Origin of the sequence: Pseudoalteromonas pernae, assembly GCF_039831865.1 — a bacterium.
Lineage (GTDB): Bacteria > Pseudomonadota > Gammaproteobacteria > Enterobacterales > Alteromonadaceae > Pseudoalteromonas > Pseudoalteromonas pernae.
In genome coordinates this window covers 179019-196954 of the sequence record NZ_JBDODM010000005.1, presented here as the reverse complement: position 1 = coordinate 196954, position 17936 = coordinate 179019, and the positions used below count along the sequence as shown (strand labels likewise).

Genomic DNA, 17936 nt, shown 5'->3' with positions numbered 1-17936 from the left:
TTTATTAGTTTAGCGCTTTGCTCATATGAATGGTTCCTTCCTCAAAGTCACGCTTGATAGTAAACCCTAACTTACGTGCCAACTCTATCATGCCTGAGTTCTCAAACAGCGTCATCCCCTCAATACTGCTCACCCCTTGGCGCTGGCAATAATCTATCGCTGCATTCATCAAAATACGGCCAAGTCCCAATCCTTGTTGGTTGGAGCCAACAACAATCGCAAACTCGGCTACGAGGTTATCTGGGTCCATCAATACCCGCGATACGCCGAGCGTGACATCCTCACCATCCACTTTTTTGCTAACGATGAACGCCATTTCGCGGTCGTAATCAATTTGCGTCATCTTCGCGAGTTGGTCATGCGTAAATTGTGGCATTTCACCAAAAAAGCGGCTGTATCTGTCTTCTTTGCTCAGTGATTCATCAAACTTTTTATGGGCTTGTTCATCCTCTGGGCGAATAGGGCGCAATAATGCGTGGGTACCATCTTTGAGGGTGATGGTCTTTTCCCATTCTTTCGGGTAAGGGCGAATAGCTAAACGTTTGCGATGAGAGAGGCGTTGATAAGGCGTGATTTCAATACAGGCATCGAGCACCAAGAATTGTCCTTGTGTTGCCAGCAGAGGGTTGAGCTCCAAGCTAGAAATGTCAGGTTGGTCGACAATCAGTTGCGAAACACGCGTCAACAGCGCGCATAACCGGTATTTGTCGACTTTTTCCGGCAAGGTGCGCTCTTTGAGCACGCCTTTGTCTTGGGCGTTGGCAATCAGGTACTTCGCCAAGTTCATGTTCAAAGGCGGTAATGCCACTGCTGCTTGAGAGTAATCAAGTGCGCTGCCAGCTTCACCGAGTAAAATAACCGGCCCAAATTGTGGGTCGGTTTTAATCGCAATTCTTAGCTCGTGTGCGCCCGCACGAGGAGCCATGGGTTGGATTGAAAAGCCATCGATACGAGCGTCAGGATAGACCTTATTGATACGCAGTAAAATGGCAAATGCCGCTTGCTCTACCTCGTGCTCGTCGCTGAGATTAAGTACGACACCACCCACTTCCGATTTACTGGCAATGTCAGGGCTAATAAGCTTTAACACCACAGGAAAGCCGCACTCTGCGGCGACTTCCGCAGCCTCACTTGGCGTAGTGGCGATATAAGTTGTAACGGTTTCGATGCCGTAATGAGCCAAAATGGGTGCCGCTTGGTGAGTGCTCAAGTAATTTTCTTTACGACTTAAATGAGCTGCAATAGTGGCTTGGGCTGCCTTGTGGTCAATGTTGAGTTCATCAACAATTGATTCCGGTGTTTGAGTCAGGTGTTTTTGGTTACGGCGATAGTTAATAAGGTGCATGTACGCACCCACCGCGCCCTCAGGGGTGCGATACGTTGGAATACCACCTTGGGCACAAATCTTTCGCGCTTCATACGCCGCTTCCTCGCCCATAAAGTTGGTCATCACAAACGGGCGCTTGCGCGCGTCTATTTTCGACAAGGTGTCGACGATGATTCGGGCGTATTCAGTGCTTGGTGCTAAAGCGGAGGGCGTATGGATGATCAATAAGTTCTCAACTTCTGGTGCATTCAGCAAAATCTTGAGCGCTTTTTGGTAGCGCTCGGGCGCGGAGTCGCCAAAGATATCAACGGGGTTATCCGTGCTATCCGATTGTGGAATAACATGGTTAAGTGCTGTGAGCGTGTGCTCACTTAACTCACACAGTTTGCCCGAACTTTGCACTAGGCTATCAACCGCCATAACCGCAGGGCCACCGCCATTGGTGAGAATACACAGGGGCTCAACTTTGAGTAGCTTGGGGTGTAAGGCCAGCGTTTGCGTGGCGGCGAAAAGCTCGCGTAAGTCGTTTACGCGAAGCATCCCTGCGCGTTGAATCAAGGCATCATACACAGCGTCCGAACTACTGGCGCCGCCAGTGTGGGCATGTGCCGCTTTTGCACCGGCTTCTGTACGACCAGTTTTAATTACAATTACAGGTTTAGAGAAGGCAGCAGCGCGCGCCGCGGAAATAAAGCCTCGAATGTCTTTGAGGTTATCTATGTATAGCAGTACGGCTTTGGTTTTCGAATCACGGCCTAAAAAGTCCAGTAGCTCACCAAAATCAATATCGACGCAATCGCCCACGGAAATAAAATAAGAGAAGCCAATGTCTTTGTGCTGTGCCCAGTCCAAAATGGTGGAACATACCGCCGCTGACTGGGAGATAAAAGCCACTTTACCAGGGCGTGTTACTGTATGGGAAAAGCTGGCATTGACGCCTAAATGGGGGATCATCAAACCCAAACAGTTGGGGCCTAATAAGTTTACTTTGTGTGTTTTACAGTGCGAAGAAAGTGCGTCTTTTTGTTGTTCGCTTAAACCTGCTGCTATGACAATGATATTTTTACAACCTTGCTCAGCAAGGGCGGTAATAAGTGGCAAAATGGTCGATTTGTTGGTGCAGATAATCGCGATATCGGGTGTTTGCGGTAATGAAGCAATGTCTGGGTAGGCGAGTACCCCGTGTACAGCATTGTATTTTGGGGTAACGGGCATAATTGGCCCATTAAAGCCCCCTTGAAGCAAATTCCGCATGACAATATAGCCCGGGCGGGATGCATTATTTGATGCGCCAACAACGGCGATAGATTTAGGGTTGAAGAACTGACTAATGCGTTTTACGCTCATAGCTCACTCTTTTTGGTACACTGAATACCGAATCATAGTCTCACACTTGTTGCAAAAAGGAAGCACCAATGCACAAAAGTATAACGCACATCAATATTTTACCTGCATTTTTACTGGCGTTGGGGCTTGCCTCAATCGGCATTTTGATTAACAACGCTATCATTGAATTTAAAGCCATGGACAGGACGGTTGAGGTAAAAGGCTTAGCAGAAATTCAAGTCGAAGCAGACACGGCAATTTGGCCCATCGTGTTTACTGAGGCGGGCAATCAACTTGATGAAGTAACCGGTGCGTTGGAAGAAAAGCAAAGTGCTGTGGTGGCCTTTTTGAAGTTGCACGGTTTCAGTGACGATGAAATATCCGTTGGTCAAGTCACCGTGATTGATAAAAAGGCTCAGCAATATGGCCCCGAGCAGATTGGTCTGCGCTATTTAGTGAGTGCGAATATGTCGGTGTACAGTGATGACCCAACAAAGGTGCGCCACGCCAGCAGCCAAATCAGTGAATTGGCCAAGCAGGGCATCGCTGTTGGCGGTGACCGCTATACTAACCGCATCGAATACTTGTTCACAGGTCTGAACGACATCAAGCCGCAAATGATAGAGCAAGCAACACATAATGCCCGCGAAGTAGCACAAAAGTTCGCATCAGACTCGGATTCCACACTAGGCAAGATTAAATCAGCCCGTCAGGGCCAATTCAGTATTGTTGACAGAGACTCCAATTCCCCGCACCTGAAAAAAGTGCGGGTGGTGAGCACCATTGAATATTACTTAGTGGATTAATAAGGTGCCGAGCAGCGCTTGGCCTTGGTCCGTTAATAGCCAGGAAAATGCGCACAGATTGATCACTATGGTTGCCCAATACACTTGTCTAAATTCCTTTTTGCTGGATTTATGGCGAAGTCTGCTTTGGGCAAAATGCGCGCCGGGCCATCCGCCTATCACGCTCCAAAAATGTAGCTGGCTTTCAGGTGTGCGCCATCGGCCTTTTTGTGCCGCTGATTTGTCGAAAACATACATAAAAAAGGTGATAACACTGGCGCCAACATAAAGATATGCAATCTCAATCGGTAGCCAGTTCAAAAACATCAAGGCACCTAGCGATAGCCAAAATATGGCAGCCACAACGCCAGCAAAACTAACCGATTTATGGCTGCTTTTTGTCTTTGTTTGTCGCTTTCTATCACTGGGTAGAGTGATATTTACGGCTTTAAATTTGCCGTTATTTTCTTTGATTTGCTCATAGGTAATAATGTCGCCGTCTATTGGTCTGCGGCTGCGCTGCTTAAAGGATTTTATGTGTACAAAACAGCGCTGACCGCCACCATTGGGCTCTACAAAACCGAAGCCCTTATCATCTTGCCAATTACTTAGCTTTCCTTGAAATCTCAATGTCTTTTCCTGTTTGCTCTTGCGATGTAATACCAATGCACTTGCATAGCCAATCACCCTAGCGGGCTATATCTGAGCGCATAATTAAGAGGATTAATATTTCTGACCTAAACGGTTACTTTGGAAATCCAGCTACCTTGTTCGCAGCAAGTCCACTTTGGTGCCAGTGTGTTTGTTCATCACAAAAGATTTGCGCGTCAGGCGACTTGGTAGGTTCTTCATCTAAACTACCCGCTGGAACGATAAGAAATTTTCCGTTTTGAGTCAAAAAGGGCAGTCCTGAGCCACAATTGGTGCAAAAAACACGAGCAAAAGCGCGAGTAGGGTGCTCGTAACGTTTGGTTTTTTCCTGCCCCTTGGTCCATTCGATATTGTTGGGTGCGGTAAATAGGTTGGATGCATGGGCTGAGCCGGTAAGCTTTCGGCATTGTTCACAATGGCAAAAGAAAAACATTTTAAAATCGTCTTCAACCTTAAAGGTGACGTCACCGCAACAGCAACCGCCTGTAATGTGTTTGCTCATAATTAACCTACCTATGAATTTTACCTTGTCTTCTTTTCGTAAAATGACACGCAGCCTTACTGCTCAAAGACCAGAGCACCAGCGACCTATGAGAGACACAAGAGTGCAGCGGTTATTTCGGTGAACAGCGCTTCATCCTCATTATTGTCATATAAGGTGCTGATAGCAAAACCTTTAAATCTTGGTCAGCCAATTCTTATTGTAAAAGATAGAAATAAAATTCCATCTTAAAATGTTTAAATGATACTGATTATCATTTAGTATTGTCCGCTTGTTCGCTAATGGATTCGTAGTGTGAAGCGCCTATCTCGAAAAATACATCTGACCTTAGCGCTGGTGATCAGTGTTTTCCTTGTGATTATGTCTGTCACTGGTGCGCTACTTATTTATGCCAAGGATATTCAACTGGCAGTTAACCCGCAGCTATGGCGCGCCTCAGCTGCTGAGCAAACAGTGGATGTCGACACATTAAGAAGTCGTGTGAAGGAGCAAACTGGACATGACCTCAACTTAGTAAGCATGGAAAAAGATCCTCGCTGGGCATGGCAGGCACAGTTATCTGATGGCAGCTACGCAAGCATAGACCCAAGTAGTGCTCAGGTGCTCTATCAGTACGATTATTACAGCACCTTGTATGGCTTTAGCATGGGCTTGCATCGCTGGCTGCTGTGGCGCACTGATAAAGGCAATATGCCCTTGCGCAATTGGGTGTCTACCATGGCTTTGGGCTTTATGCTGGTAATGTTAGTTGGCTTTTACATGTGGGTGAAACCCAAACACAGACTCAAACGTTTGAAAATTAATAAGCGTGCCAAGGCCAGGGTCATTAACCGCCAAGTGCACCACGTGCTGGGGGTGTATACAACTTTACCTTTGCTGTTGATTGCGTTTTCAGGCATCGCCTTTAATTGGAAAACGCCCACTCAAGCCGTGGTCAGTGCTTTTACGCCCGGAGAAGTAGAGTCTCGTCCGCGCATTGATGACATTGAAGCAGCGGGACAATGGCAGTTACAACAAGCAATTGAAGTGGGCTTAACAGTATTTCCCGATGCGCATTTGCAGCGTATTTATTTCCCTAAGGAAGAAAATAAGCCAATGGCGCTGCGCCTACAGCAGCCCTCAGAGAGTCATGCTTTTAGTTGGGTGTGGGTAAACCCGTATAGTGCTGAGATCATTAATTCCTACGACGGCGCGAATGCCAATGCGGCTACTCAGGTATGGAATTTCAAATACAAGTTTCATATCGGTGATTTTGCTGGGCCGATAGTGCAGTTTGTCTGGTTGTTGCTAAGCCTAATGCCAGTGCTGTTTGTAGTATCAGGTATTGTGATGTGGCGCGGTAGAAAATAACGCGGGCCAACGCGGTGTTAAAAAAGTAACAAAAACGCCGGTCTTGGACCGGCGTTTTAATTTAACTCAATGCGCTATTACGCAGCTTGTTTTTTAGCAACCCACTGGGCAACCATTTCTTCTAGTAGGTTCAATGGCACAGGACCATTTTTAAGAACTACATCGTGATACTCACGAATATCGAACTTATCACCTAGTGCTTTTTTCGCTTCTTCACGCAGCTCAACAATTTTCAGCATACCGATTTTGTAGGCGGTTGCTTGTGAAGGCATCACCACGTGACGCTCAACCATTTTCACGGCGTCAGATGTTGCGTTAGGCGTGTTGTTTACATAGAAATCGATACCTTGTTGGCGGGTCCAACGCTTAGCATGGATGCCGGTATCAACTACAAGACGACATGCGCGCCATAGCTCCATGGCTAGACGACCAAAATCAGAGTACGGGTCTTGGTAAAGGCCCATTTCTTTCGGTAGTAGCTCAGAGTAAAGTCCCCAACCCTCGGTGTAGGCTGTGAAGCGACCAAATTTACGGAAACTTGGAATACCTTCAAGTTCTTGTGAGATAGCTAACTGCATGTGGTGACCTGGAATACCTTCGTGGTATGCAAGTGCTTCTAGCTGGTATGTTGGCATTGCCTCCATATCGTAGAGGTTTGCGTAGTAAATACCTGGGCGTGAGCCATCAGGCGCAGGCTGTTGATAAAATGCTTTACCTGCTGACTTTTCACGGAACGCTTCAACACGTTTCACGTTAAGGTCCGCTTTAGGTTTAACGATAAACAGCTCGTCTAGGCGGCCTTTCATATCGTCAATCACACGCACAGCTTCTGCAAGATATGCGTCACGACCTGCTTCAGTGTCTGGGTAGTAGAACTGTTTGTCAGTTTTCATGAATTCCATGAACGCTTTCAGATCACCTTTAAAGCCAACCTTGTCTTTAATTTCACGCATTTCATCGTGAATACGTGCGACTTCTGCAAGACCAATCGCGTGGATTTGATCGGCTGTTAAATCGGTTGTTGTTGTGCGCTCAAGCATGGTGTTGTAGAAAGTTTTGCCTTCTGGGAATTTCCACGCTCCATCACGGTCATCAGCACGCTTTTCTAGCTGCTGTAAGTAGCTGATCAAGCTGTTGTAAGCTGGTTTAACTGACACTTTCAGTGCTTCTGTAGCTTCGCCAATCAGCGCTTGTTTTTGCTCGTCAGCGATTTCTAGTTTGTTCACTTTACGTTTGAAATCAGCAAGAAGCGTTGAGTCTTTTTCACCACCGAAAGGTGCGCCTTTGATGATGTTTTGGCTTGCTTCAATTACGTGAGGGAAAACAAACTTAGGTGCAATGATGCCTTTGTCCGCGCGAGTTTCTAAGTTTTTCTCAAGTTGAGCGAAAAGCTTAGGCACGCCATTTAAACGTGAAATGTAGGCGTTTGCTTCTTCAACATTGGTGATTGTGTGTTGGTTGATTAAGAACGCGGCAACCATAGAGTGAGTACCAAACATTTGGTTCACAGGGTAGTTGTGGTAGCGCCATTGGAAATCCGCAATGCTTTGCTCAAGGTTTTGCTGCATAAGGTCGTAGCTAACTTGTGTCGTTGCATCAAGCGCTGCGCGATTAATGGTTTTTAGCGTTTCAAGGTCAGCTTTGGCAAGCGCAAGATCTTCTAATGCGCGCTCTTCGCTTTCGTCATCCCACTTATCGTAATCTTTTTTAATGCCCATATACGTTTGGTAAGTCGGGCTGCGCATAACGTTGCGCATGAATACTTCTTCGAAAAATGCATTGGCTTTTTCTACTTCGCTTTGCGCAACTTGCTGCACCGGTGCGGGTGCTTCTGCTGCCGCGCTTGTGCTTTGCGTATTTTGACAGCCTGCCAAAAGTGCGGCACTGATTGTAGCCGCGATAAGTGTTAGCTTACGCATAGTTTATTACCTATCCTTTCGCTTGTTGTAGTTGTGTGGTGCAAAACGCACCACAAAATTAATGGATTATTTCTGTGCGCAGTCACGCGCATTATTAAAATGGGTTTAGTGTATAGCCTTGTTGTTGCAGTTGAGCGTGGGCCGTCATGGCTGAAAGCGCCATTTGTACCCCAGGGATCAGTTGCTCTGGCTTCACTTTGTGGTATGTCGCCGATTGGCCACACACATACACCACCGTGTTGTTTTTCAATAACTGGGTGATTAAATCCTGATTCTTATTCTGAGCATCGAAGCGCTGTTGGTAGTACTCATTGGCAAGTACATCCACCGATGCATCGCCGTGTACCACCAAGGCTAACTCAATATTCTCTGGCTTAACGCCATGCGCAACGTGCATATTGATAAAGCGCGCTAAGGAATTCATGTAATTATTTTGTTGTCCGGCTTTTGCTGCAGGGGCAACATCGAAGGCAATTTTGAACTTGGTGTCAGCGGTGATAGGGGCATGCTTTGGCACATCAAAGTAATTGCCAAAACCATTAATGACGGGCTTGGCTTCTTTGCTATGTGCAAATGGAGAGAGTAAAACCAAAGTAAGAAGCAAGCCTGTCATTTTCATTATTGTTATTCCTAGGATGTTATACAAACATTTCCAACAGTTCATTCAGATAGCGATGACCGCGTTCTGTGACACAAATATGGGTGTCATTACGGCTCAGTAACCCTTGTCGCTGTGCGTCTGCTAGTTGCTCTTCGATTTGGCTTAAGGCCAGCCCTGTGTATTTTTGGAAATCCTCTATCGGGCATGGCTCCGCCAAGCGCAAACGGTTCATCATAAACTCAAACGGACGCTCTTCTTCACTAACCGTCCAATCGCGATATAAATAAGGCTTGGTTAAATCCATATAGCCGCGCGGGTGTTTAACCTTCTCGGTACGCATTATGGTGCCATCCGGTTTGGTTATTTTGCCATGAGCACCACAGCCAATGCCTATATAATCGCCAAAACGCCAATAATTCAAGTTGTGTTGACATTGATGGCCAGGTTTTGCGTAACCAGATATTTCATATTGCGCGTAGCCAGCCTCGCGCAGCATGGCTTGGCCTTGCTCTTGGATTTGCCACAAGGTGTCGTCTTCGGGCAACTTAGGCGGTTTAGAGTAGAATTGGGTGTTGGGTTCTATGGTCAGTTGATACCAAGATAAATGCGGCGGATTTAAGGCAATGGCTTGGCGCAAGTCGCTCAGCGCATCGTCAATGCTTTGCCCGGGTAAGCCGTGCATTAAATCTAAGTTGAAACTGCGCAAGCCTACTTCATGAGCTTGTTGAGCGGCATTCTTTGCTTCATCACTGCTGTGTATGCGCCCTAATGCTTTGAGTTTATCCTCTTGCATTGACTGCACACCAATGGAAATACGATTGACGCCAGCACGCACATATTCACTAAAGCGGCCTGTCTCTACCGTTCCTGGATTCGCTTCAAGGGTGATTTCGGCATCATCTGTGAGTGGTGTTAGTTTGCGCACACCGTCGAGCAAGGTTTGCATGGCGTCGCCAGAAAGTAGGCTAGGCGTGCCGCCTCCGATGAAAATGCTGTGAATAGGGCGACCAGCGCTCAGGTGCGCATCGTTGCGTAAATCACTCAACAGGTGTTGAACGTATTCTTGCTCGGGAATATTTTGGCCCTTTTGACCATGGCTATTGAAGTCACAGTAAGGGCACTTTTGTACACACCACGGGATGTGAATATAAAGACTAAGAGGAGGCAGGGTCACGTGTTAACCCTGCAATTGCGAAAGTAGCAGTTGTAACGCCTGACCACGATGGCTGATGGCGTTTTTTTCTTCCTTGGTTAATTCAGCACTGGTTTTGTTCATGCCTGCGACTTTGAATACAGGATCGTAACCAAACCCTTCCAAGCCACTTCGCGATTCAGTGATCTCACCTTCCCAAGTCGCCTGGCAAATGAGTGGCAATGGGTCGTCTTTATGGCGCATGAGTACGAGTACACAGCAAAAACGGGCGCTGCGGTGCATCTGACCTTGCATCTGCTGTAATAGCTTATCGATATTGTCACCGTCTGTTGCACCGTCACCTGCATAACGGGCGCTGTACACCCCTGGTGCGCCATCGAGTGCATCGACAATCAAACCTGAGTCATCTGCAATTGCAGGTAATCCCGTTTGCGCACTGGCATGACGCGCTTTGATGATGGCATTTTCCACAAAGGTGGTGCCTGTTTCAGCTACATCGCCAACGTTGAAGTCGCTCTGCGGTTTAATCGTTATATCTAAGTCGCTCAAAAGCGCGCTAAGCTCGGCAACTTTGCCTTTGTTGCCTGTTGCAAGCACCCAAGTTGTCATGTATTCGCCTTAATCTTCGTATAGTTTTTGGTGAAAGCGCAGCACTTCAACAGTATTACCTTGCGTTAGGGTAATTTCGAAGCGGTATACTTCTTCGTTATCAAAGCGCATTTGCGCGATGTAATAGATGCTTTCGCCTTCTTTGATCTCTTGAAACGAGAGTTCCTCTGTTTGGCCAACAAGGTTCTTAGCGACACCGCTGATTTCAACGGCCTGCGCTTTATCATCTTGTAAAACTGAAATATTTATCAGCGCTCTGTCGCCAGCACGCTCTAGCTTATAGCTGCGTGCAACTTGCGCTGGGATAGAGGTTGAAGGGAAGGCAATGTAGTGCACTTGCCAGTTACCCAGGTTTTTATATTGACCACCTTGCTCGCTAGGCTGTTCAGCGTGGCTTGGCAATGCCCACAGAGCAATTAAAAAAAGACCGGTTAGCAAAGCTTTCATAGCTGCTACTCCTTTGTGAATTGAACTCTTTAAGTGTATCAGAAAGTGGGGCAAGCGAGTGCTTGCCCAACATGATTATGCGACTAAATCCATCAGTAAAAATTGCAAGAACTGTAAACCTATAATGAGCACCAAAATAGACAAGTCCAAGCCACCGATTGGCGGGATGATTTTTCTGATAGGGCGTAGCATAGGTTCTGTAAGTTGATGGAAAATCGCTTCAACTGGGTTGTAACCTTGACTGACCCAACTCAAGATAGCGCGGATGATAAGCACCCAAAACAGCAATTGCAGCGCTTCTTTTACCAGCGTAAATACGCCTGAAATTAACACTGCTTGTACGCTGAACGCATTACTAAACAACAGGAGTAATGTGGCTACTTTGGCAAAGGCGACGATGAATGCCAATACTAGCGAAGCAAGGTCTAAACCGCCTAAACCAGGGATAACCTTGCGCAGAGGATTGACTGCAAAGCTGGTGGCCTTAACGACAAACTGACTCAATGGATTATAAAAGTCAGCACGCACTGCTTGTAACCAAAAACGCAGTAATACAACCATTAGGAATAGGTCAAACACTATTCCAACTAGAAAATGCATGGCATTCATTTAGTAAGCCTCAGTAAAAAATTAAATTTCTTTTTCCATTTCTTGGGCGCGTGCAATACACGCGTCCATAGCACCAGCTACGTCTTGCACTAAACCTTGAGCTTTTAAATGCTCAACCGCTGCGTGTGTCGTGCCGCCTTTTGATGTCACGTTTGCACGTAGTTGAGCAATGCTGATATCGGTTTGTGACAGTGCCATTTCGGCAGCCCCGAGAGCGGTTTGCTGAACCAGTGTGCGTGCTTGTTCTGCGCTGAAGCCAAGCTCAATGGCTTTTTGCTCGATGGCTTCCATAAACAAGAAGAAATATGCCGGTGATGAACCCGTTACCGCGATGATGTCGTTTATTTGTGACTCTTGCTCAACCCACACGACAATACCTGTGCATTTAAACACTTCTTCAATGAATTGGTTTTCTTGTTCATCTGTCCCATGGGCGAATAGACCCGACACGCCACGACCAAGAAGGGAAGGTGTATTTGGCATACAGCGAACCATCTTCACTGGGTGAGCGAGCATTTCTTGTAAGCGTTTGACGGTGATACCGGCTGCTACTGAGATAAATACTTTGTCGCCCAAGTCGATGCCAGCATCGGTGAAGGTTTTCGCCAGCTCCGCCATCATTTGCGGTTTCACTGACAGCACAATAACATCCGCTTTTTGCAACGCTTCAATATTGTCGGAGGTGGTTTGTACACCAAAGTCAGCAGCGACCTTCGCGAGTTTTTCCTGATTACGATTGGTGGCAATGATTTGCTCTTTCGCAAACCCACTTTTTACCATACCGCCGATGATGGCGTAGCTCATATTTCCAGTACCGATAAACGCGATGGTTTTTTGTGACATAGAACCCTCAAATTGTTGTGTTATTCGAATGTGCGACTCAATTTAATTATTGTTGACGCTCGCCAAAGATAGCAGTGCCAACGCGAACCATAGTTGAGCCCGCGGCAATCGCCGCATCCACATCTGCACTCATACCCATAGATAAGGTATCCAGTTGTGGATATTGGGTCTTTAGTTTATCAAAGCAAGCACGTAATTGCGCAAAAGATTGCAATTGCGTATCGAAACTCATTGATTGTGCGGGGATTGCCATCAAGCCACGAAGCTCCAATTGGCGGCAGTTATGAATAAATTCTGCGAGTTTAGGAAGTTCTTCAACACTGCAACCTGACTTATTTTCGTCGTTATCAATGTTAACCTGGATTAACACTTGGAGCGGTTTTAGGTTATTAGGACGCTGCTCGTTTAAGCGTTTGGCGATTTTTTCACGGTCTACACTTTGCACCCAAGTAAAGTTTTCGGCGATCAGCTTAGTCTTGTTACTCTGAATCGGGCCGATAAAGTGCCATACTATATTCTTATGTTCTTTAAGTTGGAGTACTTTTTCAACTCCCTCTTGTACATAGGATTCTGCAAATTCTCGGTGACCATGCGCAAAAGCCGCTAAAATATCTTCTAAGGGTTTTTTCTTAGATACAGCAATTAAATTGATGTCTTTGTAATCACGCCCACATTTTTTTGCCGCTTGGGCTATTCTGTCATAGGCGGCATCGAGTCGTTCTGCTATTGTAACCATAAAGTTATCAGTTAGTTGTGGAGTCCTATTATGGATATTACCGAATTATTGGCCTTTAGTGTGCAACACAAGGCCTCGGATTTACACCTTTCTGCTGGTGTGTCGCCGATGATCCGTGTCGATGGTGACGTACGCCGCATTAATATACCTGTGCTGGAAGCCAAAGAGGTTAATGGGCTTGTCTACGACATTATGAACGATAAACAGCGCAAAGAATACGAAGAAAACCTCGAAGTGGATTTCTCGTTCGAAGTTCCGAACCTTGCTCGTTTTCGTGTTAACGCATTTAATACTAACCGTGGGCCAGCTGCTGTATTTCGTACCATCCCGAACGAAGTACTGACACTCGAAGATTTGGGCGCTCCAGAGATTTTCAAAAGTATCTCTGATAACCCGCGTGGTCTGGTGTTGGTAACTGGGCCAACAGGTTCTGGTAAATCAACAACTTTGGCAGCCATGGTTGATTACATCAACAACACGCGCCATGACCATATCCTCACCATTGAAGACCCTATCGAATTCGTGCACCAAAACAAGCAAAGCTTGATAAACCAACGTGAAGTGCACCGCGATACCCACAGCTTTAACGCAGCCCTGCGAAGCGCACTGCGTGAAGACCCGGATGTAATTCTAGTGGGTGAGCTTCGTGACTTGGAAACAATCCGCCTTGCGATGACTGCCGCAGAAACCGGTCACCTTGTATTTGGTACGTTGCACACCACGTCAGCGCCAAAAACCATTGACCGTATTATTGACGTATTCCCGGGTGAAGAAAAAGACATGGTACGTTCTATGCTTTCAGAATCACTACGAGCGGTTATCTCGCAAACACTATTGAAGAAGATTTCCGGTGGCCGTATTGCGGCGCATGAAATCATGATTGGTATTCCAGCGATTCGTAACTTGATCCGTGAAGATAAAATTGCTCAGATGTATTCATCAATCCAAACGGGTGCTGCGCACGGCATGCAAACCATGGATCAATGTTTACAAAACTTGCTAAACCGCGGACTTATTAGCACGCAATCAGCACAAGCAAAAGCACATGATAAATCACAATTTGGCGCTTCAAGCCAGCAGTAGAATAGGTTAAAGATGTTACAGCCGTTATCAAACTATCTAGAACAGATGATTGTCCTTGAGGCATCAGACTTATTTGTTTCCACTCATCTGCCTGTGAGTGCAAAAATAAATGGTGAACTGACGCCGCTTGACGATTATGTCTTAAGTGACGACGAAGCTCTGACCATGGTTGAGTCAGCAATGACTGACAAACAAATCAATGAGTTCCACAATTCAAAAGAATGTAACTTTGCGATTTCGACTGAGGAAGGCCGTTTCCGTATATCGGCTTTTTGGCAGCGTGACCAAGCCGGGATGGTTATTCGTCGTATCGTAACGACCATTCCAGATGTTCAAGCCTTGGGTTTACCATCGGTGTTGACTGATGTGATCATGAAAAAGCGTGGCTTAGTACTGTTTGTGGGTGGTACAGGTACCGGTAAATCGACATCATTGGCGGCCTTATTGGGTTACCGTAACCGCCATCAAAAAGGTCACATCCTCACGATTGAAGACCCGATTGAATTCGTCCATGAACATAATAAGAGTATTATTACCCAGCGTGAAGTAGGGTTAGACACAGAAAGTTTTGAAGCGGCGCTTAAAAGTTCATTGCGTCAGGCTCCTGACGTGATTCTTATCGGTGAGATCCGCTCGCAAGAGACTATGGAATATGCACTAAGCTTTGCAGAAACAGGTCACTTGTGTGTGGCGACATTGCACGCCAACAACGCCAACCAAGCAATCGACCGTATCATGCACCTTGTGCCTAAAGAAAAACATGAAAAGCTTAAATACGATCTAGCCTTGAACCTACGCGCAATCATCGCTCAGCAATTGATCCCAACGGCTGATGGTGAAGGTCGTGTTGCTGCCATCGAAGTATTATTGAACTCACCTATGGTGGCTGAACTTATTAAGAAAGGTGAGATAGGTTCCATTAAAGAGGTGATGTCAAAATCAACCGAGATGGGCATGCAAACCTTCGACCAAGCCTTGTTTAAGCATTATCAAGAAAAGCGTATTAACTATGCGGATGCACTGCACCATGCAGACTCGCCAAATGACTTACGCTTGATGATTAAACTGCGCAACAACGAACAGCAGGGTTCAGGTTTCTTGCAAGGTGTTACTGTTGATGGTCTTAACGACAGCGAAATTGACGAGTAAACCCTCTAATCTAGTGGGCAGAGTTGTGCTCTGCCTGCTGATTTTTGTTTTATGTATGCCCATGACTCACGCCGTTGAGTCGAAGATTGATATCTATATTCGCGACGATGTGCTCACAGATTATGTGGCATTTTTAGACGGTCGCTCGCCTTTATCTATTTCTGAATTTTCCACTAAACGTATACGCCGTGATGTTGTTGATATGATTTTGGCGCAACAAGCGCTGAAGTTAGGTGGGTTTGAGCCGCAATTCGAATACCACAGTGGCAAGATCAACTTTCGCAATACCCGCATGCTTGAGCAAGGACAATTGCTGATTAGCTTCGATAGTTATTGGTTGCAAGATGCGCAAGCAATTGAGGAGCATGTTTATATTTCCGCCCCTGTGATTCGCGTTGGCGAGTATTATGCTGGAGTATACAGTCACCCAGACAATCTAGGTGCTCAGCAGAGCAAGCACATCAATGACTTCGCTGCGCTCAGTGCGGTTTCTACTCCGCGTTGGCGCAGTGATTGGCAGACTCTTGAGCAATTGCCGCTGAAAAAGCTAGTCAGAGAAGATGAGTGGCTTGCTCAAGCGCGTATGGTGTCGATGCAATGGGTTGATTTTATGTTGATGCCGATGATGCCTCAGTACAATAACTATTACCAACTGGAGAACATTGCACTCAAAGCGAATGCAAATTTAGTTGTCCTTATCGAAGACAGTCGCCATTTTGTTATTTCGAAAAAACACCCGCATGGTCAACAAGCTTTCGCCGCTTTGCAAAAGGGGTTAGCGATATTGCGTGAGCAAGGAAGAATAAGTAAAGCCTACAAAGAGGCAGGCTTTATCCCTGATTTAACCAAAGTAACTGTGATTAATAGCCAAGGGTATGGGCAAAAAAGCTCTCAAGAATAAGCACTGCTGAGGCGTTGTCGATATTGTCTTTTCGTAGATTACGGTAACCGCCTTGTGCGAACAATTGCTCTTTTGCCGCTGCTGTTGTGAGACGCTCATCCTGGGTTTGCACTTGTAACCCGGTTTGGTTGTGCAGGCGATTCGCAAACTTACGAGCGCGGTGGGTTAAATCCTGTTCGGTGCCATCCATATTCAAGGGTAAGCCCACGACCAATAGGTCAGGTTGCCACTCTTGCACCATGTTTTTTATATCGTCCCAATTGGGAATGCCATCACGGGCTTTCACTGCTTTTAGCGCATTGGCCGTGCCTGTGAGTTCCTGACCAATGGCCACACCAATACTTTTGGTGCCAAAGTCAAAGCCCATTACGCTGCGTTGACCGACTTCTTTTGTTGAATTGCTCATGCGTGTCCTGCTTCAAGGCTCAGCCTGTCTGCATCTATACCAACCAGCGCCATAGCTTTGTGCCATCGTTCACTGACTGGGGTATTAAAAATAATGGCTGGATCAGCTTCGATAACAAGCCAAGAGTTTTCGAGCAACTCTTTCTCCAATTGACCTTCTGACCAGCCCGCATAACCAAGGGTGATGATAAAGTCCTGTGGAGCGTCACTGGTGGTGAGGCTTGCAAGTACATCCTTGGAGGTGGTGATCATAATCTCCGAGCTGAGGCTTTGTGACGAGGTATAACCAGGTTTTGGCGTATGTAATACGAAACCGCGATCGGTTTTTACAGGGCCACCGGCAAACACTTGATTTCCAGCCGCTTGCGCTGATTTATCGTTGTCGATTTCGACCTTATCGAGCAGCTCACCAACGGTAACGTCAATGGGCTGGTTTATAACCAGCGCCATCGCGCCTTCGTCGTTGTGCTCACAAATATACGCCACGGCATGCTTAAAAAACGGTTCTTGTAGTGATGGCATCGCCACCAGAAAATGGTTAGTTAATGATTGCATAGGCATATACCTCACATTAAACGTCTTTGAGCTTACGCTCCAAGGCATCAAAAAATTGGCCTGTAATAGAAATATCGGTCTCAGCTTCAATTTCTTTAACGCACGTAGGCGCTGTTACATTCACTTCTGTCAGTTTATCGCCAATGATATCTAGACCCACAAACAACAAACCTTTGGCTTTCAGCGTCGGTGCCAGCGCTTCTGCGATTCGGCGCTCATCATCGGTTAACGGACGAACTTCGCCACGCCCGCCAGCTGCCAAATTACCGCGGGTTTCACCGTTTTGCGGAATACGTGCAAGGCAATAAGGAATGACTTCGCCGTCAACTACCAATACGCGTTTGTCGCCATCTTTGATCGCTGGAATGTAATTTTGTGCCATTGCATAGCGGCTGCCGTGCTCAGTAAGTGTTTCAATGATCACACCGATATTGGCGTCATCTTCCTTCACGCGGAAAATCGACGCACCGCCCATACCATCGAGTGGTTTAAGAATAATGTCGCCATGCTCTGCTAAAAACTGACGAATTTGTTTCGCGGAGCGCGTGACTAATGTGTCAGGTGTAAATTCCCTGAACCACGCGGTGTAAAGCTTTTCGTTTGCATCACGCAAGCTTTGTGGCTTATTCACCACAAGCGTACCAGCCATTTCAGCACGCTCAAGCATATACGTCGCGTAGATGTACTCGGTGTCAAAAGGTGGGTCTTTGCGCATCAAAATGATATCAAGGTCTGCAAGAGCAATGTCTTGCTGCGGCTCTAACTCGTACCACTTGTTTACGTCGTTAAATACTTGTGCGCGAGCGGCGTGAGCATAGGCTTGCCCTTGGCGTAAAAACAAGTCATCCATTTCAATGTAATACAGTTCGTAGTTACGTTTTTGCGCTTCTAACATCATGGCAAAGCCAGTGTCTTTTTTGATGTTAAATCCTGAGATAGGGTCACTAATTATGCCGAGTTTTATTGCCATTGCTGTGCTCGCTTA

19 protein-coding genes are annotated in these 17936 nt (G+C 46.4%); 5 read left to right on the top strand and 14 right to left on the bottom strand.

Going from position 1 to position 17936, the window contains the following annotated elements:
- Positions 1-4: 4 nt before the first annotated feature.
- A complete protein-coding gene (locus tag V1358_RS13420) occupies positions 5-2674 on the bottom strand; it encodes a bifunctional acetate--CoA ligase family protein/GNAT family N-acetyltransferase (RefSeq protein WP_347393840.1) in 2670 nt (889 codons plus the stop codon).
- A 68-nt stretch (positions 2675-2742) separates the two neighbouring features.
- On the opposite strand from V1358_RS13420, the gene V1358_RS13415 reads away from it, so the two are divergent.
- A complete protein-coding gene (locus tag V1358_RS13415) occupies positions 2743-3459 on the top strand; it encodes an SIMPL domain-containing protein (protein WP_347390539.1) in 717 nt (238 codons plus the stop codon).
- On the opposite strand, the gene V1358_RS13410 is transcribed toward V1358_RS13415, so the two are convergent.
- Together V1358_RS13410 and V1358_RS13405 are read right to left on the bottom strand one after the other, a co-directional pair.
- Positions 3448-4068 carry a DUF1294 domain-containing protein gene (locus tag V1358_RS13410; RefSeq protein ID WP_347393839.1) on the bottom strand — a complete coding sequence of 207 codons (621 nt, stop codon included), beginning with the start codon at positions 4066-4068 and terminating at the stop codon, positions 3448-3450. The genes V1358_RS13415 and V1358_RS13410 overlap by 12 nt on opposite strands.
- Positions 4069-4183: 115 nt before the next feature.
- Positions 4184-4591 (bottom strand): GFA family protein, encoded by a 408-nt coding sequence (locus V1358_RS13405; RefSeq protein WP_347390541.1) that lies wholly within the window; start codon positions 4589-4591, stop codon positions 4184-4186.
- Positions 4592-4885: 294 nt separating this feature from the next.
- Here V1358_RS13405 and V1358_RS13400 point away from each other — a divergent pair, with 294 nt between their 5' ends.
- Positions 4886-5941, top strand: coding sequence for a PepSY-associated TM helix domain-containing protein (locus V1358_RS13400; protein ID WP_347393838.1), 1056 nt, complete (start codon positions 4886-4888; stop codon positions 5939-5941).
- 77 nt (positions 5942-6018) lie between these two features.
- Here V1358_RS13400 and V1358_RS13395 read toward each other — a convergent pair whose 3' ends face one another.
- The 8 genes from V1358_RS13395 to V1358_RS13360 all read right to left on the bottom strand — a co-directional run bounded on the left by V1358_RS13395 (position 6019) and on the right by V1358_RS13360 (position 12858).
- Positions 6019-7860: a DUF885 domain-containing protein gene (locus tag V1358_RS13395; RefSeq protein WP_347393837.1), complete on the bottom strand. Its 1842-nt coding sequence runs from the start codon at positions 7858-7860 to the stop codon at positions 6019-6021.
- A gap of 94 nt (positions 7861-7954) precedes the next feature.
- On the bottom strand, positions 7955-8479 hold the full coding sequence (locus V1358_RS13390) for a DsrE family protein (protein WP_347393836.1): 525 nt from the start codon (positions 8477-8479) through the stop codon (positions 7955-7957).
- A 19-nt stretch (positions 8480-8498) separates the two neighbouring features.
- Positions 8499-9635: a radical SAM family heme chaperone HemW gene (hemW, locus tag V1358_RS13385; protein WP_347393835.1), complete on the bottom strand. Its 1137-nt coding sequence runs from the start codon at positions 9633-9635 to the stop codon at positions 8499-8501.
- A gap of 3 nt (positions 9636-9638) precedes the next feature.
- Positions 9639-10223: an XTP/dITP diphosphatase gene (locus V1358_RS13380; RefSeq protein WP_347390546.1), complete on the bottom strand. Its 585-nt coding sequence runs from the start codon at positions 10221-10223 to the stop codon at positions 9639-9641.
- 9 nt (positions 10224-10232) lie between these two features.
- Positions 10233-10670: a DUF4426 domain-containing protein gene (locus tag V1358_RS13375; protein ID WP_347390547.1), complete on the bottom strand. Its 438-nt coding sequence runs from the start codon at positions 10668-10670 to the stop codon at positions 10233-10235.
- A 75-nt stretch (positions 10671-10745) separates the two neighbouring features.
- Positions 10746-11279: a YggT family protein gene (locus tag V1358_RS13370; protein WP_347390548.1), complete on the bottom strand. Its 534-nt coding sequence runs from the start codon at positions 11277-11279 to the stop codon at positions 10746-10748.
- Positions 11280-11300: 21 nt separating this feature from the next.
- A complete protein-coding gene (proC, locus tag V1358_RS13365; RefSeq protein WP_347393916.1) occupies positions 11301-12146 on the bottom strand; it encodes a pyrroline-5-carboxylate reductase in 846 nt (281 codons plus the stop codon).
- Between the two features lie 22 nt (positions 12147-12168).
- Positions 12169-12858 carry a YggS family pyridoxal phosphate-dependent enzyme gene (locus tag V1358_RS13360; protein ID WP_347390549.1) on the bottom strand — a complete coding sequence of 230 codons (690 nt, stop codon included), beginning with the start codon at positions 12856-12858 and terminating at the stop codon, positions 12169-12171.
- 30 nt (positions 12859-12888) lie between these two features.
- Between V1358_RS13360 and V1358_RS13355 the strand changes: the two genes are divergently transcribed.
- The 3 genes from V1358_RS13355 to V1358_RS13345 all read left to right on the top strand — a co-directional run bounded on the left by V1358_RS13355 (position 12889) and on the right by V1358_RS13345 (position 15991).
- Positions 12889-13941 carry a type IV pilus twitching motility protein PilT gene (locus V1358_RS13355; protein WP_347390550.1) on the top strand — a complete coding sequence of 351 codons (1053 nt, stop codon included), beginning with the start codon at positions 12889-12891 and terminating at the stop codon, positions 13939-13941.
- A gap of 12 nt (positions 13942-13953) precedes the next feature.
- Positions 13954-15090, top strand: coding sequence for a PilT/PilU family type 4a pilus ATPase (locus V1358_RS13350; protein WP_347390551.1), 1137 nt, complete (start codon positions 13954-13956; stop codon positions 15088-15090).
- A gap of 61 nt (positions 15091-15151) precedes the next feature.
- Positions 15152-15991: a hypothetical protein gene (locus tag V1358_RS13345; protein WP_347393834.1), complete on the top strand. Its 840-nt coding sequence runs from the start codon at positions 15152-15154 to the stop codon at positions 15989-15991.
- Here V1358_RS13345 and ruvX read toward each other — a convergent pair.
- Genes ruvX through gshB form a run of 3 tightly spaced genes read right to left on the bottom strand, consistent with a single transcriptional unit; the run spans position 15951 to position 17921 of the window.
- Positions 15951-16397: a Holliday junction resolvase RuvX gene (ruvX, locus tag V1358_RS13340; protein WP_347390553.1), complete on the bottom strand. Its 447-nt coding sequence runs from the start codon at positions 16395-16397 to the stop codon at positions 15951-15953. The two genes, V1358_RS13345 and ruvX, sit on opposite strands and share 41 nt — an antisense overlap.
- The gene (locus V1358_RS13335) at positions 16394-16951 is read right to left on the bottom strand and encodes a YqgE/AlgH family protein (RefSeq protein ID WP_347390554.1); all 558 of its coding nucleotides are present in this window, start codon (positions 16949-16951) and stop codon (positions 16394-16396) included. The genes ruvX and V1358_RS13335 overlap by 4 nt, the downstream gene beginning before the upstream one ends.
- A 16-nt stretch (positions 16952-16967) precedes the next feature.
- Positions 16968-17921, bottom strand: coding sequence for a glutathione synthase (gshB, locus tag V1358_RS13330; protein ID WP_347393833.1), 954 nt, complete (start codon positions 17919-17921; stop codon positions 16968-16970).
- Positions 17922-17936: the final 15 nt, after the last annotated feature.

Excerpts from the sequence above, each read along its gene's own strand:
- V1358_RS13420 (WP_347393840.1), bottom strand. The coding sequence starts at position 2,674 with ATGAGCGTAAAACGCATTAGTCAGTTCTTCAACCCTAAATCTATCGCC.
- V1358_RS13415 (WP_347390539.1), top strand. The coding sequence starts at position 2,743 with ATGCACAAAAGTATAACGCACATCAATATTTTACCTGCATTTTTACTG.
- V1358_RS13405 (WP_347390541.1), bottom strand. The coding sequence starts at position 4,591 with ATGAGCAAACACATTACAGGCGGTTGCTGTTGCGGTGACGTCACCTTT.
- V1358_RS13395 (WP_347393837.1), bottom strand. The coding sequence starts at position 7,860 with ATGCGTAAGCTAACACTTATCGCGGCTACAATCAGTGCCGCACTTTTG.
- V1358_RS13390 (WP_347393836.1), bottom strand. The coding sequence starts at position 8,479 with ATGAAAATGACAGGCTTGCTTCTTACTTTGGTTTTACTCTCTCCATTT.
- V1358_RS13380 (WP_347390546.1), bottom strand. The coding sequence starts at position 10,223 with ATGACAACTTGGGTGCTTGCAACAGGCAACAAAGGCAAAGTTGCCGAG.
- V1358_RS13375 (WP_347390547.1), bottom strand. The coding sequence starts at position 10,670 with ATGAAAGCTTTGCTAACCGGTCTTTTTTTAATTGCTCTGTGGGCATTG.
- V1358_RS13370 (WP_347390548.1), bottom strand. The coding sequence starts at position 11,279 with ATGAATGCCATGCATTTTCTAGTTGGAATAGTGTTTGACCTATTCCTA.
- V1358_RS13360 (WP_347390549.1), bottom strand. The coding sequence starts at position 12,858 with ATGGTTACAATAGCAGAACGACTCGATGCCGCCTATGACAGAATAGCC.
- V1358_RS13355 (WP_347390550.1), top strand. The coding sequence starts at position 12,889 with ATGGATATTACCGAATTATTGGCCTTTAGTGTGCAACACAAGGCCTCG.
- V1358_RS13350 (WP_347390551.1), top strand. The coding sequence starts at position 13,954 with ATGTTACAGCCGTTATCAAACTATCTAGAACAGATGATTGTCCTTGAG.
- V1358_RS13345 (WP_347393834.1), top strand. The coding sequence starts at position 15,152 with ATGACTCACGCCGTTGAGTCGAAGATTGATATCTATATTCGCGACGAT.
- ruvX (WP_347390553.1), bottom strand. The coding sequence starts at position 16,397 with ATGAGCAATTCAACAAAAGAAGTCGGTCAACGCAGCGTAATGGGCTTT.
- V1358_RS13335 (WP_347390554.1), bottom strand. The coding sequence starts at position 16,951 with ATGCAATCATTAACTAACCATTTTCTGGTGGCGATGCCATCACTACAA.
- gshB (WP_347393833.1), bottom strand. The coding sequence starts at position 17,921 with ATGGCAATAAAACTCGGCATAATTAGTGACCCTATCTCAGGATTTAAC.